Source organism: Pseudomonas sp. (assembly GCF_048265905.1).
Lineage (GTDB): Bacteria > Pseudomonadota > Gammaproteobacteria > Pseudomonadales > Pseudomonadaceae > Aquipseudomonas.
Window position 1 is genome coordinate 410,563 of record NZ_JBLXAP010000001.1, and the last position, 16,800, is coordinate 427,362.

The 16,800-nt window shown below is 53.2% G+C and carries 17 protein-coding genes; 6 read left to right on the plus strand and 11 right to left on the minus strand.

Annotation, left to right across the window (positions count from 1 at the left end; genetic code table 11):
• Positions 1–28 precede the first annotated feature (28 nt).
• Positions 29–1,597: an AmpG family muropeptide MFS transporter gene (locus ACN0UH_RS01935; RefSeq protein ID WP_417660470.1), complete on the plus strand. Its 1,569-nt coding sequence runs from the start codon at positions 29–31 to the stop codon at positions 1,595–1,597.
• A 261-nt stretch (positions 1,598–1,858) separates the two neighbouring features.
• Positions 1,859–2,560 carry a lipopolysaccharide kinase InaA family protein gene (locus tag ACN0UH_RS01940; RefSeq protein WP_417660471.1) on the plus strand — a complete coding sequence of 234 codons (702 nt, stop codon included), beginning with the start codon at positions 1,859–1,861 and terminating at the stop codon, positions 2,558–2,560.
• A gap of 82 nt (positions 2,561–2,642) precedes the next feature.
• Here ACN0UH_RS01940 and ACN0UH_RS01945 read toward each other — a convergent pair whose 3' ends face one another.
• Together ACN0UH_RS01945 and ACN0UH_RS01950 are read right to left on the minus strand one after the other, a co-directional pair.
• The gene (locus ACN0UH_RS01945; protein ID WP_417660472.1) at positions 2,643–3,476 is read right to left on the minus strand and encodes a mechanosensitive ion channel family protein; all 834 of its coding nucleotides are present in this window, start codon (positions 3,474–3,476) and stop codon (positions 2,643–2,645) included.
• 137 nt (positions 3,477–3,613) lie between these two features.
• A complete protein-coding gene (locus tag ACN0UH_RS01950; RefSeq protein WP_417660473.1) occupies positions 3,614–4,093 on the minus strand; it encodes a YajQ family cyclic di-GMP-binding protein in 480 nt (159 codons plus the stop codon).
• 145 nt (positions 4,094–4,238) lie between these two features.
• On the opposite strand from ACN0UH_RS01950, the gene ACN0UH_RS01955 reads away from it, so the two are divergent.
• Genes ACN0UH_RS01955 through ACN0UH_RS01970 form a run of 4 tightly spaced genes read left to right on the plus strand, consistent with a single transcriptional unit; the run spans position 4,239 to position 8,768 of the window.
• Positions 4,239–5,204 (plus strand): response regulator, encoded by a 966-nt coding sequence (locus ACN0UH_RS01955; RefSeq protein ID WP_417660474.1) that lies wholly within the window; start codon positions 4,239–4,241, stop codon positions 5,202–5,204.
• Positions 5,205–5,206: 2 nt separating this feature from the next.
• Positions 5,207–6,118: a putative 2-dehydropantoate 2-reductase gene (locus tag ACN0UH_RS01960; protein ID WP_417660700.1), complete on the plus strand. Its 912-nt coding sequence runs from the start codon at positions 5,207–5,209 to the stop codon at positions 6,116–6,118.
• A gap of 47 nt (positions 6,119–6,165) precedes the next feature.
• Positions 6,166–8,184: an ATP-binding protein gene (locus tag ACN0UH_RS01965; RefSeq protein WP_417660475.1), complete on the plus strand. Its 2,019-nt coding sequence runs from the start codon at positions 6,166–6,168 to the stop codon at positions 8,182–8,184.
• Between the two features lie 2 nt (positions 8,185–8,186).
• Positions 8,187–8,768, plus strand: a complete 582-nt coding sequence (locus ACN0UH_RS01970) for a cob(I)yrinic acid a,c-diamide adenosyltransferase (RefSeq protein WP_417660476.1) — start codon at positions 8,187–8,189, stop codon at positions 8,766–8,768.
• Positions 8,769–8,882: 114 nt separating this feature from the next.
• Here ACN0UH_RS01970 and ACN0UH_RS01975 read toward each other — a convergent pair whose 3' ends face one another.
• From ACN0UH_RS01975 to ACN0UH_RS02015, 9 genes are all read right to left on the minus strand, one after another.
• Positions 8,883–9,776: a pseudouridine synthase gene (locus ACN0UH_RS01975; RefSeq protein WP_417660477.1), complete on the minus strand. Its 894-nt coding sequence runs from the start codon at positions 9,774–9,776 to the stop codon at positions 8,883–8,885.
• A gap of 72 nt (positions 9,777–9,848) precedes the next feature.
• Positions 9,849–9,992 (minus strand): hypothetical protein, encoded by a 144-nt coding sequence (locus ACN0UH_RS01980; protein ID WP_417660478.1) that lies wholly within the window; start codon positions 9,990–9,992, stop codon positions 9,849–9,851.
• A gap of 26 nt (positions 9,993–10,018) precedes the next feature.
• Positions 10,019–10,708, minus strand: coding sequence for a class I SAM-dependent methyltransferase (locus tag ACN0UH_RS01985; RefSeq protein ID WP_417660479.1), 690 nt, complete (start codon positions 10,706–10,708; stop codon positions 10,019–10,021).
• Positions 10,709–10,839: 131 nt separating this feature from the next.
• Positions 10,840–12,114: a sensor histidine kinase gene (locus ACN0UH_RS01990; RefSeq protein ID WP_417660480.1), complete on the minus strand. Its 1,275-nt coding sequence runs from the start codon at positions 12,112–12,114 to the stop codon at positions 10,840–10,842.
• Positions 12,104–12,787 (minus strand): response regulator transcription factor, encoded by a 684-nt coding sequence (locus tag ACN0UH_RS01995; RefSeq protein WP_417660481.1) that lies wholly within the window; start codon positions 12,785–12,787, stop codon positions 12,104–12,106. The genes ACN0UH_RS01990 and ACN0UH_RS01995 overlap by 11 nt, the downstream gene beginning before the upstream one ends.
• A 185-nt stretch (positions 12,788–12,972) precedes the next feature.
• Positions 12,973–13,923 (minus strand): AEC family transporter, encoded by a 951-nt coding sequence (locus ACN0UH_RS02000; protein ID WP_417660482.1) that lies wholly within the window; start codon positions 13,921–13,923, stop codon positions 12,973–12,975.
• 84 nt (positions 13,924–14,007) lie between these two features.
• Positions 14,008–14,931 (minus strand): HPP family protein, encoded by a 924-nt coding sequence (locus tag ACN0UH_RS02005; protein WP_417660483.1) that lies wholly within the window; start codon positions 14,929–14,931, stop codon positions 14,008–14,010.
• 256 nt (positions 14,932–15,187) lie between these two features.
• Positions 15,188–16,129 carry a Nudix family hydrolase gene (locus tag ACN0UH_RS02010; protein WP_417660484.1) on the minus strand — a complete coding sequence of 314 codons (942 nt, stop codon included), beginning with the start codon at positions 16,127–16,129 and terminating at the stop codon, positions 15,188–15,190.
• A complete protein-coding gene (locus ACN0UH_RS02015; protein ID WP_417660485.1) occupies positions 16,126–16,752 on the minus strand; it encodes a glutathione S-transferase in 627 nt (208 codons plus the stop codon). The genes ACN0UH_RS02010 and ACN0UH_RS02015 overlap by 4 nt, the downstream gene beginning before the upstream one ends.
• Positions 16,753–16,800: the final 48 nt, after the last annotated feature.

Below are 16,800 nucleotides of genomic sequence, written 5' to 3' on the forward strand. Positions count from 1 at the left end.
AGTATTTCTCTAAGCTGAAACCTGCCTAATGCCTCAAAAAAGCTGGCGCGAAGCACTCGACGCCTACTCTAGCCCCTCGACACTGGTACTACTGCTACTTGGATTCGCCGCAGGCATGCCTTACATGCTGGTGTTTTCCACTTTGTCAGTATGGCTGCGTGAAGCCGGTGTCGCCCGCGAAACCATCGGTTTTGCTAGCCTGATCGGCCTTGCCTATGCCTTTAAATGGGTTTGGTCGCCGCTACTCGACCAGTGGCGTCTGCCGCTACTGGGGAGTCTGGGGCGTCGCCGTTCCTGGCTCGTGCTTTCGCAATTGTTGATTGTTATCGGCATGGCTGGCATGGCCATGTGTGATCCACAAACCCGTTTGACTTGGCTGATTGCGCTTGCGGTATTGGTCGCGTTCGCCTCCGCCACCCAAGACATCGCAGTCGATGCTTATCGCCTTGAGATTGTGGACGACAGCCGTCAAGCAGCCCTCGCCGCCAGCTACATGGCCGGTTACCGCATCGCCGCACTGCTTGCTACTGCAGGCGCGCTGTACTTCGCCGAAGGTTTCGGCTCAACCACACAGCTCTATCAGTTCAGCGCGTGGTCGAGCACCTACTTGGTATTTGCTCTGCTGATGGTGCCTGCGCTGATTACCAGCCTGTGGATGCGTGAACCCGACGTGCCGATCCGCACACAACTGGCAGCTGCTCGCTATGGCTTTAGCCATCAGATTGCCTCGGTACTGGTACTGATCGTACTGCTGGTTTCGGTACCCGCGATGTTCACGCAGCTTTATAACACCGACTTCGCCAGCGTTATATCGGGTCAGATGAGCATGCTAGACCTGCTGCTGACCGATCGCGCATTCCTGCGCGCCCTGCTCTACACCATTCTGACGACCCTGTGCCTGTCATCAATGGGCCGCCGCAGCCTGGCACCGGTACTGACACCAGTGAACGACTTTGCCATGCGTTATCGCTGGCAAGCCTTCATCCTGCTCGGGCTGATCGCCACGTACCGTATGTCCGATACGGTGATGGGCGTTATGGCTAACGTGTTCTATATCGACCAAGGCTTCACCAAGGATCAAATCGCCAGCGTCAGCAAGTTGTTTGGTTTGGTGATGACCCTGTTCGGCGCAGGGTTTGGTGGGTTGCTGATCGTCCGCTTTGGCATTCTGCCGATTTTGCTTATCGGCGGTGCAGCGTCAGCAGCGACTAATCTACTGTTCCTTATGCTCGCCGGCATGGGCGCGAATCTGGATATGCTGATTATCACCATATCAGCCGACAACTTCAGCGCAGGCCTGGCCACAGCGGCGTTTGTAGCCTATCTCTCGAGCCTGACCAACCTCAAGTTCTCAGCCACTCAATATGCCCTGCTCAGCTCCATCATGTTGCTGCTGCCGAGGCTGATTGGGGGCTACTCCGGGGTTATGGTCGAGAAGTTCGGTTACCCGCATTTTTTCCTGATAACTGCTCTGCTCGGTTTGCCAACGCTGTTTTTGATCATCATTCAGTGGCGCCGTGAACGCTCACAAACCAATGGCGAATCGTCTGCGCCAGCCAGCCCCTCCCAGCCGCCACGCTCGACCGAGCAGGCCTGAATCTCTCAAGGCAATGGTGGTGCAAGCAAAAGCACCACCTCATGCCTGACAGACACATTATCTAAAACTTAATATTGATCTGCTGCAATCCTGCAACAAAGTGATGGTATCGTTGGCAATCACCTTGAATTTTTTCACTCAAGACAATTCTATTAATCCAAATAACAATAAAAACAACGCTACGCCAACGACGACGCAACAACTCAGTTTGATTGCACGACAGAGGCGTAGAGCGATTGGTTTTACGCTACGGAGCGCAGCATGCAGGCAGAGCAACACCCAGCTTCCACCTCTGAAAACAATGTGTTTGATTCATGGTGGAAAAAACAAGGCGAATGGGTTGAAGAACCCAACGTTCGTCGTGGTGGAGAAAGTGGTGTACAGCGCATCTACGATGACAACGGCAACCTGCTCTACGCCAAGCGCCAAACGGGACACATTCACCGCAGTTGGTTACATCCACTCGGTCGCCTGACTGTTTTGCGTGAGCGCGATGCGCTAATCGGCGCAAGACAGGCTGGTGTGAATGTGCCGCAGATTGTGTACTGCTCAACCAGCAATGAGCGTGGCTTGCTGATCACTGCGGCTTTGGAAGGCTACCAAACCATTGAAGACTGGTACGCCGCTGGCGGCCGCGAGCAATATGGTGAAGCCCTGCACACCCAATTGCTAAAAACCATAGGCATCAACATCGCCAGACTCAACCGTGCACGCTGGCAGCATGGCTGCATCTATGCCAAGCATGTGTTTGTTTATGTTGAAGGTGAAGGGGCTGCGGCCAAACCGCATGCAGCGCTACTTGACCTTGAAAAGTGTCGCCAGCGCTTGACCAGCAAACAAGCCGCATTGCACGACATGAAGCAGTTGCGCCGCCATTCCAACTGGAGCGCAGCCGACTGGAAAATCCTTAAAGACGCTTACGAACAGGAATTTGGTCGCAAACTGAGCGAACTGCCCGACTGATTAAAAACCTGAACAACCCAGCCAGACATTTGGCAATCATCTGTCTGACTGGGTTGTATTCGTCACCGGTGCTTGGAAAAGCTTACGCCGCAGGCGCCTGCACCATATGCATGACACGTTGTGGGAACGGGATTCCGATACCCGCTTCAGTCAACTCCACTTTGGCTCTTTCAGTGAAATCGAAAGTCACTGGCCAGTAATCCCCCGTCGCGACCCAAACGCGCAACGCTAAATCAACCGAACTCTCGCCCAACCCCGTCACATACACCACAGGCTCTGGCAAGGTGTGTACACGCGGGTCCTCAGCGATTTTCAGCAACACTTCTCGGGCTTTTTTGATGTCGCTTGAGTAATCGATGCCCACGGCGATATCAACACGACGCTTGGGTTCACGTGAATAGTTGGTGATATTGCCATTCGACAGGCTGCCGTTCGGCACAATAATCACTTTGTTATCCGCAGTTTTCAGTGTGGTGTGGAAGATCTGAATGGTATCGACAGTGCCGCCCACCCCTTGCCCTTCGATCCAGTCACCCACCCGAAACGGGCGGAACATCATGATCAGCACGCCACCGGCAAAGTTGGCCAGACTGCCTTGCAGCGCCAAGCCAATTGCCAAGCCTGCGGCACCAATCATCGCAATAAATGAAGTGGTCTCAACCCCTATCATCGACGCAACGCTGATTATCAGCAGTATTTTCAGGATGATATTGGCCAAGTTGCCGATAAAACCATTCAGTGCAGGATCAAAACTACGCGCACTGAGCAGCTTGGAAACGCGGCGAGTCAATGAATTGATCAACCACCAGCCGATGCACAGGGTCAGTAAGGCTAAACCAAACTTCAAGCTGTAACTGACGATGATTGGCAACCATGCCTCGGACATCGTGAGAATTTGATCGACAGTTATATCCATGGAGCACTCCCTTTATAAACAAACACGCACTAAACCCAATGCGTAAAACGAAATCGCCACGGCAAGCCATGGCGATGAAATTGCTATAACACCTTTTTGCGACGACAAAGCACCGCCAAGGTTCAATCCAGTATGGATTAATCGCGGAAATTGTTGAACTGCAGTGGCATACCAAACTCTTTCGCACGCAATACGGCAATAGCCTCCTGCAAGTCATCACGTTTCTTGCCGGTGACACGAACCTGCTCGCCTTGGATGGCCGCCTGTACTTTTAACTTGGCATCTTTTATGTGCGCGACGATTTTTTTCGCCAGTTCTTTGTCGATACCTTCACGCAAGTTGGCTTCCTGCTTCATGGACTTACCGGAAGCGTAGGCATCCTTGAACTCAAGGCATTGCACATCAATTTTGCGCTTCACCAAACTGAGTTTGAGGATTTCAGCCATTTGCTCAAGCTGAAAATCTGCATCAGCGGTTAAAGTGACCGTTAAATCTTTGGCTTCGAAGCTGCCTTTACCGCGAAGATCGTAACGACGTTCCAGTTCTTTCATGGCATTGTCGATGGCGTTAGTCACTTCGTGTTTATCTAGCTCGGACACCACGTCGAACGAAGGCATAGGTTTCCTCCTGTATTTGGCGCGACCCACATCACGAATGGGCCGCTGATTGCTTGACGAGTAAAAATCCTAGCCATTATATATCGGGAGCGACATCGACTGCCCAGCGACGGCCCCAGATCACACCTCCTTTTGTGAGTTTTAAATGCCCAACCCACACCTCAGCATCATGGTGGTGGACGATGCCAAGTTCTCCAGCGCAATCATCGGCCGCATGCTGAACCAGGCCGGTTACATTGATATCCGCTTCGCCACCAGCGCCAACGAGGCGATCAAGCAGCTTGAGGCACGCCCTGCAAGCGTGCTCCTTGCCGACTGGTTAATGCCCGAAACAGACGGCCTAATGCTCACCTCCCAAGTGCGCCAGCTGGATGAGACTTCCGATCATTACACCTACGTGATCTTGCTCACTGGCAAGGAAGGGGAAAACGTTCTTAGCGAAGCCTTTGACAGCGGCGTGGATGATTTCATCAACAAATCCGTGATGAACGAGCAACTGGTGCCGCGCGTGTACGCCGCTGACCGCCTATGCAGTACATTGCAACGCCTGTTGATCGAAAATCGTCTACTGACTGACAATATCGCCAGCCTCGAACAGCGCAACTTGGTTGATTCGCTTACAGGCCTTGGAAATTTGCGTTACCTGGAGCAAAAACTCGACACAGGCTTGCGCAATGTCGAGTCACGCGGTGGCGCGCTGGGTTACTTGCTGATTGGTCTACAAGAAGCTAACGAACTGCGTAAACAATACGGTGAACCCCTCTACAACGAGCTTCTACACAGTGTTGGCAGGCGCTTGCAACAGCTGGTTCGTCCACTCGATGTGCTGACCCGCATAGATGACAATCATTTTGGTCTGGTTACGCTGCTGTCCAACCTGCAAGAGTGCTCACCGAGCAGCTTCAAGCGTTTGCACGAGGGCCTTAACCTCAAAGCCTTCAAGACCAGTGAAGGCTTTATCAGCCTCAAGGCGGGGGTTTGCTTGATCGGGCTCGACAACCGCAACTTGCCCGTTAGCCCAGCCGACTTGATCAACAGTGCCAAGCGCCTGTTACCCGATGCCTACGCCAGCGGCCGAGTCGCTGCGATGCGTTTGCCTGAGACCGCTTGAGTATGCGCTGGCATATCCTCGGGGCAGGCTCTCTTGGCAGCCTCTGGGCGGCAAGACTGTTTCGAGCCGGTTGCGATGTAGAGTTAATTTTACGCGACCAGCAGCGCCTTGCTAGCTATCAAAGCGCCGGTGGCTTGACCCTGGTCGAAGACAATCAACCTCATTGCTACCCAATACCTGCTGTCAGTATTGATGACTGCGGCCCTATCTCGCGACTACTGCTGGCCTGCAAAGCCTACGATGCGCCAACGGCTATCATCCAACTCGCGCCCCTGCTTACGGCCGATGCAGAGGTTATCCTGCTGCAAAACGGCCTCGGCAGTCAGGAGCGTGTAGCGGCACTGATCCCCCAAGCCCGCTGCATTTTGGCTTCGAGTACTGAAGGGGCATTTCGTCAGGCCGATTTTTGCACTGTGTTTGCTGGACGCGGCCACACATGGTTGGGCGACCCACTGCAGCCTGAACCACCGTCTTGGCTTGGCGATTTACTGCAAAGTCAGATCAATCACGACTGGGCAGAGGACATAGTCAGTCGTTTGTGGCGCAAGCTGGCACTCAACTGCGCGATCAATCCACTGACAGTTTTATACAACTGCCGCAATGGTGGATTGCTTGAACACCAGGCTGAAGTGGCCACCCTGTGTAATGAGCTGAGCCAATTGCTTCACGCCTGCGGCATGTCGACAGCTGCAACAGGTCTGCATGAACAAGTAATACGTGTGATCAACGCCACCGCCGCGAACTACTCATCAATGCATCAGGATGTCAGCCAAAGACGCCGCACTGAGATTGCTTATCTGATCGGTTACGCCTGCGTCGCCGCTGAACGCCAACAGCTGCAACTACCGCATTTGAATGCCTTAAACGAACGACTTGGCCAGTACCTTGATGCACACGGATTGCCCCGCCACTAGCACCACGCTACCCTCATAGCATTCTAGCCATTGCGACCTCTCCTGTTATGTCCCTGCGCCAGCATTTAGAAAACCTACCCGTTGGCCGAAAAATGCTTGCAGCACTGTTGGTGCTCGTCATCGCCGTGTTGCTGGTTGCCAACTTGGCCTTTATCAGTGCGGCTTACTGGATTTCCCAGCAAAGCATGGCGCCGCAAGCGATGCACACGCTCGGACGAATCATCGCCAGCCCCGAGCTGAGCCATAAAGCCTTAAGCTCAGCCAGCGAGGCGCAAGCGGTGCTCAAGCGGTTGGACGACTACCCGCCATTACGTGGCGCGGTGATCTACGGCAGTAACGGGCGCAGCCTCGCGCAGTTACAGCGCGGTGAAAAGCTCGAGATGCCTGAACGCCTCGAGGAGCTGGACTCTTGGCGTGTAACCGAATTTCGCAGCAATCAACTAATCGAATTGCCGCAGCTTAATGGGCGGCCCGGTCATCTGCTGCTGGTCGCCTCCAGCGAGCTACCGGGCGCCTTCTACACCGGTACGTTGACAGCCAGCCTGTTGATTCTGGCCGTTAGCGCAATGCTCTGGTTTTTGGTTGCTCGACAGATCCGTCGTTTAGTCACCAAACCAATTCGTAAGCTCGAAGAGCTGTCGCGCCAAGTGACCCGCGAAGAAAATTACTCCTTGCGCGCCAAGCGCGGAAATAAAGACGAAATCGGCAGTCTTGCGGATGCGTTTAATACCATGATGATGCGCATCGAGGCACGTGAGCAACAACTCAAGCGCGCCCGTGACGAGTCGCAAACAGCCTTCGATCAAGCCCAGCAACTCGCAGAAGAAACCCGTCATTCAAACCGCAAGCTCGAGCTGGAAGTTCAGTTCCGCAGCAAAATTGAAAAGAAACTCACCGGCTTTCAGAACTATCTCAACAGCATCATCGACTCGATGCCTTCCGCGCTTATTGCCTTGGATGACGAGCTTTACGTCACGCAATGGAATCAGGAGGCCAGTGCTCTGTCAGGGACCACGCTAGATGAAGCCCTTAACCAGCCAGTGTTCCTAGCCTTTCCACACCTTAAGCTTTACCTCAACCAACTCAAGCGCACCATCGATAAACATAAGGTCGAGAAAATTGAGCGAATTACCTGGAGCCGAGAGGGTCAGCCACATCACTTCGCCCTGACGTTCTACCCTCTGACCGGCGTTAGCGGCCGTGGCGTAGTGATCCGAATTGACGACATTACCCAGCGCCTCAACCTTGAAGAGGTCATGGTTCAATCCGAAAAAATGCTATCGGTAGGTGGCTTAGCTGCAGGCATGGCCCATGAGATCAACAATCCGCTCGGCGCCATACTGCATAACGTGCAAAACATTCGCCGGCGCTTGTCGCCAGAGCTTGAGCGCAACCGCAACATAGCGGCACAAGAAAATATCTCACTCGATGCCATCGACCGCTATTTGCAAGCCAGAGAAATTCCACAGTTACTCGCGGGCATTCAGCAGGCTGGTACGCGGGCCTCTAAAATAGTCAGCCACATGCTCAATTTTAGCCGGTTGAGCAACCGTCAATTAATCCCTTGTCAACTGCCTGCACTTATCGACCAAGCACTCGAAATTGCCAGTAATGACTTTGACCTGGCCGAACGCTTCGACTTCAAGAGCCTGATTATCGAGCGCAAATTTGACAACACTCTTGGCCCGGTACCGGTCACTGCAAACGAGCTAGAGCAGGTTTTGCTCAACCTGTTGAAGAACGCAGCCCAAGCTATTCATCAGCGCGATGATCAACGTACTCCAGGACGAATAAGCTTACGCACTCGCCTGAGTCCACCTTGGGCAATCATTGAAGTTGAAGACAACGGTATCGGCATGCCCGAATCTGTACGCAAACGTATATTTGAACCGTTTTTTACCACCAAGGAAGTAGGCCAAGGCACTGGGCTGGGTTTATCAGTGTCTTACTTCATTATCACCAACAACCACAAAGGGCAGATGGAAGTACAGGCCAACAAGGATAAAGGCACCTGTTTTATTCTGCGCTTACCACTGATAGCCCCACCTCAAGCCACAGGTTTATAAACATGGGTTTTCGCCTCTCAAAAATTTATACGCGCACCGGCGACGCCGGCGAAACCGGTTTGGCAGATGGCCGGAGAGTGACCAAAGATCACCCCCGAGTTGAAGCCATGGGCGAAATTGACACGCTAAACAGTCATATCGGCCTGTTGATTGCCGAGTTGCAACAGCTAACAAGCCAGCACCCAGACCTGAGCGATGTAATCGAGGTGCTGGAGCCCTGCCAACACCGTTTGTTTGACTTGGGTGGCGAGCTGGCAATGCCCGACTACCAAGCTCTGCAAACGGCTGAAGTTGAACGCCTGGAGCAGGCTATTGACCGCTGGAATGAAGTTCTCGGCCCACTTGAGAACTTCATCCTCCCTGGCGGCTCAAAACTCGTCGCGCAAGCACATATTTGTCGGAGTCTGGCGCGTAGTGCTGAGCGGCGTTGCCAGCATCTGAACGCACAAGAGCCTATGCGCAAGGTCGGGCTGGCTTATATAAATCGTATGTCTGATCTACTGTTCGTTGCTGCCAGAATCATCGCCCGGCACCAACACGTCAGCGAAGTGCTCTGGCAAGCAGCACCAAAACTCGTTGAGTAATAAGTAGCGTAGTGTGGCTGGCGTTTTACCAGCCACCAAATGCGGCTACAGATATTCGGTGTATTGGCTAAGCAATGCTGGACACGCTTCGCATGGTCTTACCCTGAGAACTGCTCAGAGCAAACTCAACTGGCTTCGAAAACTGCGTTCCTCACCGCTAACCGGATCAATAAACTCCAGCCCCTGCGCCAGCAGTTTCAGCGGCTTGCTGTAGTCATCAGGAGTGCCGGGAGCATCTATCACCTCGGGGTAAAACGGATCATTGCAGATTGGCGCACCTAATGCGGCGAGATGTACACGCAGTTGATGCTTTTTACCCGTCACCGGATACAACGCATACAGCCATTGATCACCCAACTTCTGCGCAATTTCTATGCGCGTCTCGGTATTGGCAGCACCCTCAACTTCTTGCATGCGAAAGAATGGTTCGCCAGGCCCAAAGCGCGTTTTGCGCAACAGCGGAAATGTCAGCTCAGGCAATGCCTTGGCAAGGGCTTCATAACGCTTAGTGATTTTTCGTTCTCGAAACAACGCTTGATACAACCCACGAGTTTGTACATTGGTCGAAAACAGCACCAAGCCCGCGGTATGCCGATCAATGCGGTGTAACGGCACAATATCCGCATTGGCAAAACGCTTGGTCAACCGCGCCTGCAAGGTCTGTTCAACGTAGCCTCCGGAAGGCATCACCGGCAAAAAATGCGGTTTGTCGACAACCATTAAATGCTCATCAAAGTGCAAAACAACTTCGTCGAATGGAATGACTATTTCAGAAGGCACTTCACGAAAATAATGCACACGCAGCCCGGCTTTATAAGGATGCTCTAAGCCGAGCGAAACACCATCAGCATCGAGCACGCGACCACGCGCAAAACGGTCAATCCAGACCTCACGCGTAACCCCGGAAAAATGCGCGCACAGGCAATCCAGAACCGTCAGCCACTGGCCCTGCGGCAAGTGGACGGTGCTGGGACGCATGTTGGAAGGAGAACGGGCTTGAACAGGCATTTAGACTCTCGACAACGGATACACAGGCAGCGCCGGCCTATTAGGCCGTAGTCGCGTCGAGCGCCGCAACAGCTAGCGCAAAATTACCGCCCAAACGAGAGCAATCATGCTCAACACGGCGACCAGTGCCAGCAGACACGCGGCAATAAGCACCGCCTGTCCGTATTTGAGCCACGGCTGTGAACATAGCAATTCAAGGCCGTAGTTCAGCGTCATCAAGCGCACCCGTGTTTCGGGCAGACTTAGTCGAGCTTACGCAAAACGTATATACGCCACAGGGCATAACCCGGAATGAAATCTTTATGGCCGACAATTTTAAAACCGGCCTGCTTGAACTCTGCCTCGATGGTCTCGCGTGGAATCACAAAACGGTTTTGCAGCAAAGGATCGCGTTCGGCAGCAGGACGACGAGCCTCGCTACGCTTACGTTTCCACGCTTTGTAATTACCATCCACCCACAAGGACATAACCACGGTATCGCGGGTTACGCGCCTGAACTCTTTGAGCATGGCCTGACGGTGATCTGATTTGCCGATGTGGTGCATCAGTCGCATCGAAAAAATGCAGTCGACTGCGTTTTCACCCAGGTCGATAGCAAAGGCCGAGGTTTGAAACGGCTTGACCCGGGCGGTAACCTCAGCTGGCTGCCCGTACATACCGGCATCGAGCATGTCTTGCGAATTGTCGGCAGCCAAAATCATGCGGTTGGGTTGTTCACAGAGCATCGGCCAAAAACGCCCGGCACCCGATGGCAGATCCAGAACCAAGCTTGGATCACCTGCCATTTTCAATGCAGCACGGGCAATTTGTACCTCACGCCAGTGTGACATGCGCCGAGACAAGCCTGTCTTGTGCTTGTTTAAATACATGTTGGCGTGCTCGCGATCGTACTTGCTAGAGAACTCGAGCTCTATTGGGCGTGCTTTAGACATAGCTTTGACTCACTTGAATGACGTGAATCAAAGCTAACCGGCAATTCATCATGCTGCCGTCAAGACAGCGTGAAAAAATCGTGAAACCAGCCGACTTTTCACCGTTCAGGGCTTTTAAGTAATGCGAAATATTACTCCGCCGCTTTTAAAAACACTCTGAACTCACTTCCGGATGGTTCCAGGTTTTTGACACTAACGACCCATTCTTCATGAGAACAAATGCGCTTGACCAAAGACAAACCGAGACCTAAACCTTCACCTCGTGATTGCTGCCCGCGCACAAAGGGTTTGAACATTTGCTCATGTTGCTCTAATGGAATCCCCACGCCGCTGTCCGCAACACAAAAACCATCCGCCATTAACTCCAGACGTACGCCTCCTGTCTCTGTGTAATGCAAAGCATTGCGTAGCAGGTTGGACATAACGGTACGCAAAAATGTCAGGTTGTAGCTCGTATTATCAGCCCCCTGATCGATCATTTCGAATGTCAGGCCTTTTTCTCTGATCATCCCGCCCCACCGCGTACTCTGCTCGTCGGCGACTGCTCGTAACGTTGCCCGACCGCCCTCAATGGAGTCACTGCTGGTAGCGCGAGCCAAGAGTATGAATGTTTGCACCAATGAACTCATCTCATCTGTTGCCCGCTTAATGCGCTGGATCTTATCCCGCTGACGCGGCTCAAGATTGGTCGCCACATCGAGCAACTCACAAGATGAGTTGATGACCATTAGCGGAGTCCGCAATTCATGACTTACATCACTGGTAAACAATCGCTCGCGTTCGAGCGATTTACGCAACTGCCCCAACGTGCTGTCAAAAGCCTGAGCTAGATGCCCGACCTCATCATCGGCATAGTCGGGTGCAATATTGGGTGCAAGTTGATGTAGCTGATCGCGGTGCCGCACCTGGCTGGCCAAGCGCACAACAGGCGCGACGATTTTGCGGGCCAGCCACAAGCCGAGTATCCAGGACAGAATCACACTGAGCACGAAGCCCGCAACAACTGCGCGATAAAGCGCCGTTTCACGCTCTTCAAACTCTTGCTGCTCCTGCACTAAAAAGAAGCTCTGCCCTTCAATATCACGTCTAAAAATGTAGAAGGCTTGAGTCTCGTCTACCACTTCAGAAAAACCTTTTTCGGCCTTTGCAAACTGTGGCGGCGTTGCATAACGAGGCAAGTCTGAGGCAAAAAAGCGCGTACGTGAGTCAAGGCGTGGTGGCAAACCGTTGGCCAGATCGTGCTGTAAAACACCGACCAACTCCTCATTGAGCTCTTGTGAAACCAAGTTCTCCTCAATGAAATGAACAACCGCGACAATACTCAACGAAAAGAGTCCACTGACACAAAAAGTCATCACCACAAAAGCAATAACAATGCGTCTCAGTAGTGGTTGTTTAGCCACCATCAGCGGACTCCGCAAGGCGATAGCCGACGCCGTGAATGGTGTGTAGCAAAGGTTTATCGAATGGTTTGTCGAGGACTTGACGCAACTGATGGATATGGCTGCGTAAGCTGTCGCTATCTGGGCAATGGTCTCCCCAGAGGGTTTCTTCCAGCACCTCACGGCGAACCACTGCGGGGCTTTTTTGCATCAGTACAGCCAGCAGTTTCAGGCCAAGAGGATTTAGCTTCAAGGCTTGGTCAGCACGCGAGATGTATAAGGTGTCGAGATCATAAACAAGGTCCCCAACTTGCAACTTTCGCTTACGACTGCCATGGCTTCTGCGCAATACGGCTTCAATACGCGCAACCAATTCAGACAACGCAAAGGGTTTTAGCAGGTAATCATCAGCACCTGCACCCAGCCCTTGCAACCGATCATCCAGCGCATCACGGGCGGTCAGCATGATCACAGGCGTCTCGCTGAGAGCATCTTCTCGTAGCCGCTTACACACCTGATAGCCATCCATGCGCGGCAGCATGATATCCAGCACGATCAAGTCGTAGTGCTCCGTAACGGCCAGGTGCAAACCACTGACACCATCTTGAGCACAATCGACCGTATAACCTTTGATGGTCAAGTAGTCCATTACATTGGCGAGGATGTCTTGGTTGTCTTCAACCACAAGAATACGCATCTTGATCATGCCTCCGGGCAACGCTACTGAAATACTATGCCCGGGTATTAAACACCAATCTCCGCGTAGTGGTCGATGCGCCGGTCGTTACAGCGGTTATCAGTCAAGCACTTGAATAGGTTTAACCTTTCGCTCACAACTAGCGACAGCAAGCTCACACTTTTTGCTTTACCAACCTGCAACGTCTAGAAAGCAGCGTTATGACGAATCGATTCAATCCAGAACAAACACAGCGACAGCGTGATCAGAGAACCGACCGTCGACAACAAAATACTGTTAGAGACAACGGCTGCATCGCGACGATAAAAGTCGGCCAGCATAAAGGGGCCAGTACCCGTTGGCAGCGCGGCCAACAACACTGCCGACATTGCCCACAACGGTGGCAACTGAAACACCCAGAATGCCAGAATCCAGACCAGCAACGGGTGCAAAAACAGCTTAAGCAACACTAATGGAATACTCCCCTGACTTTGCCCCGACTGTTTATGCGCCAAGAACAGGCCCAGCGAAATAAGCGCGCAAGGCGCCGTGGCATTACTCAACAAGGTCAGAAAGGAATGTACAGGCGTAGGTAACGGCACCCCTGAATAAGCCCAAAGCCCACCCAAAACAGGGGAAATAACCAGCGGATTCTTAGCAAGTGCCAAGGCAACTTTGCGCACTGCACGCAACATGTGTTTCTCGCCTTGCAGAGCCACTTCGATGCATACAACTGACAGCGCAAAGAGCACGCAGATCACAATCAAACTGGCAATCAGTGCAGGCTCCAAACCATCGTCACCAAATACCAGTATGCACAGCGGAATTCCCATATAGCCGGTGTTAGCGTACGAAGCACTCAGCCCCTGAATGCTGGCATCAGCCAAATCACCGGACTTACGCATGCGCCAAAACACGGTAGCAATGAACACAACCAAGGTGCCTATGGTATAGGCCAAAATAAATTCAGGCTGCCATATATGCGACCACAAGGCTGTAGCTGTAGCCTCAAACAGCATGGCTGGCAAGCATAGCCAGACCACCATTCGATTAATTTCTGAGGCGGCGTCGGGCCCCAACAATTTCAGCTTTCGACATGCAAAGCCTGCCAGAATTAACGCAAAAATCGGCAGGATGACACTCAGCACTGACGCCATAAAAAACAGCTCTCTTGCTAGAACATGGATTGCCCGGCACGCACATCAAAGCACGCTAGAACACCTTAGCCAGACACATAAGAGTTATCCGGCTTTCTCTAGTGCGCTCCGATACAACGCGGCGACAAGATCGGTCTGAGTCACGATACCCAGCAATACCTTATTTTCCCCTAGAACCGGCATGCGATGCTCAACTGAAGAGCCAAGGCTTTCGAGCAAATATGAAACCGGCCAATCGCTTTTGCAGGTCAACACATTGCGCTGCATGATGCGCTCACAATTGCCTTGGACATCTGCTGTCGCCACCACATCATGCAAACTCAACATGCCTTGCAGTTGCTTGCCTTGGTTGATGACCGGCAGCGCACTCAGACGGTGCTCGAGCATTATCGTCAACGCAGCGCTGACAGATGTTTGCGCACTCACACTGAGAACATCTTCTGACATTATGTCGCCGCAACGTATCTCGCCAAACCGGCGACGGTAAGCACGCTCTTCAGTCTGACGAAGAATCTCCTCAAGATCATCACGGGCAATGTCGAGCAATTCTCCGCGCGCATTGAGCACAGCATCAAGATCGTCAGGAGTAAACCCCACCCGGTCACGCGGCAAGGCATCGATGGTTTTGTGTGGGTTTTGATGATCACTCGCCCGGTGTGGGTATCGCCGTTGCAACAGGTTATTGAACAACAATGCGATCAACAGCATCGCTGCAGCATTAATCGCTACCGGAAAAACCACAAAGTGATAACCCAACTGGGCGACAGGTTCTCCAGCCAATACCGCGGACAAAGCCACTGCACCGCCAGGCGGGTGCAGACAACGCAAGGCGAACATCAAGCCAATTGCCAGCCCTCCCGCCAAACCTGCAACCCAGCCACTATGCCCCAACCAGCGCGCACAGCTGACACCTACCAGCGCCGAGACGATACACCCCCCAAGGATTGACCATGGTTGCGCCAGCGGGCTCGAAGGCACGGCAAACAACAGTACAGCGGAGGCCCCCATTGGCGCTATAAGCCATAAGCTCGATGCACCAAGGACTGAATGGCAAAACCAGGCCGTGAACGACAAGCCGAAAAAAGCGCCAAGACAACTAACTGCCTGCTGGCTTTTGCTGATTGCCATCGGCGCGGGCCAGAAAGATCGCAGCCACGCTTTAGTACTACTCACCGGTGCCCCTCAGCTATAAAAATGATTAATTTGGCACTGCATCAACCGTGCGTCGTGCAAGCAGCTTGCCCCTGTCATTGCAGGGGAATACTCACTGTGGCCAAAACGCACGAATGCCAGCCACGCCTTGTGCACCTAGCTGGCGCGCATGTGTTAGATCTTCAGGGCCGACACCGCCGAGCAAATAAACCGGCAGTTGCGCTGTTGCCAGCAACGCCTCAGCGTACTGCCAACCCAGAGGCTGGGCGTCAGGGTGCGTTTTTGTTGCCTGTAACGGTGACAGCGTGACGAAATCAACGCCTAACCGTTGTGCAAGCAACAACTCCTCAGCCGAATGACATGACGCGGCCAACCAGCGTTCAACTGGAATAGGCCGCTCACCGGAGGCCAGCTGGCGCAGTTGCTTCGAAGTCAGGTGCCAACCTGCCGCAGGAAAATCACTGAGCCACTCCAGCGGGCCTTTAAGCATCAGCTGAGCGCGGCCAGCACAGAGACCAACCGCATCGAGTGCGAGATCGCGATACTGCGGGTCAAACATGTCTGGCGCTCGCAGCTGTATCAGACGAACGCCATCGTCTACTGCGCGCTTGATACCTCGCAACAGCTCGCCCGCATCAAGACCCTCAGGGGTAATCAGGTAGTGTTCAGGCAGCCGTGCGGCGGCCACGATCGGCTTGTTCGCCGCCGGGAACTGGTACTCCAGAAGTTGCCGGTTGGTTACCCACATCAATGGCTGACCTTCTGCGCCATGGGGCTCACCCTGAAAAGCGCTGACATTCCAGACGTCGAGCAGAATTTGCTTGTCTGGATAATCGTGCATGATCTGTATCAGCGGCTGCGCGGCCGTCGGCACAATACCCAGTTCTTCGCTCAGCTCACGGGCAAGCGCGGCTTCGACAGCTTCGTCCGACTCCACCTTACCGCCAGGGAACTCCCACAAACCGCCTTGATGTTGCTCATCCGCACGTTTGGCAATCAGGATCCGGCCATCGTTTCCACGAATAACAGCCGCGACAACATGTACTCGTTTCACCCAAACTGTTCCTCTTGCGCTGCGTTGTACCAGCGTTGAAAAGCTGGCCAGTTATAGATGGTCTCAACATAGGCACGCGCTTCAGGCGGCAACTCAACCTGGTAGCTGCGCAGACGGCTGGCCACCGGCGCGTAAAAAGCATCAGCAGCACTTGGCTGACCAAACAGGAATGGACCATCCTGAGCAAATGCAGCCCGACACTCGGCCCACAATGCACATACCACCTGAATATCGATAGCCACTTCCGCAGGCATATGGGCCAACGGCTGGTCACGCTGCAGATCCATCGGCATGTGCGTTCGCAAGCTCGCGAAACCGCTGTGCATTTGCGCGCACACACTGCGTGCCACTGCCCGGGCATAAGTGTCCTGCGGCCAAAGCTCTGGATGTTGTTCAGCGAGATATTCAACAATCGCCAAGGAATCCCAAACCGGGCCCTCTGCTGTTTTCAGCAAAGGCACTTTACCGGTCGGAGAGTGCAAGGCAATGCGTTGAGCGGTATCGGGTTGGTTCAGCACAATGAGTATTTCAGAATAGCTGGCACCCGCCAGCTCAAGTGCAAGAGCCGCACGCAATGACCAGGAAGAATAGCGTTTATCCCCAATAACTAATTGCAGCGACATAGGTGCTCTCCGGTGACTTAGAGTTGGTCATGGCAACGCAGGGGCAAT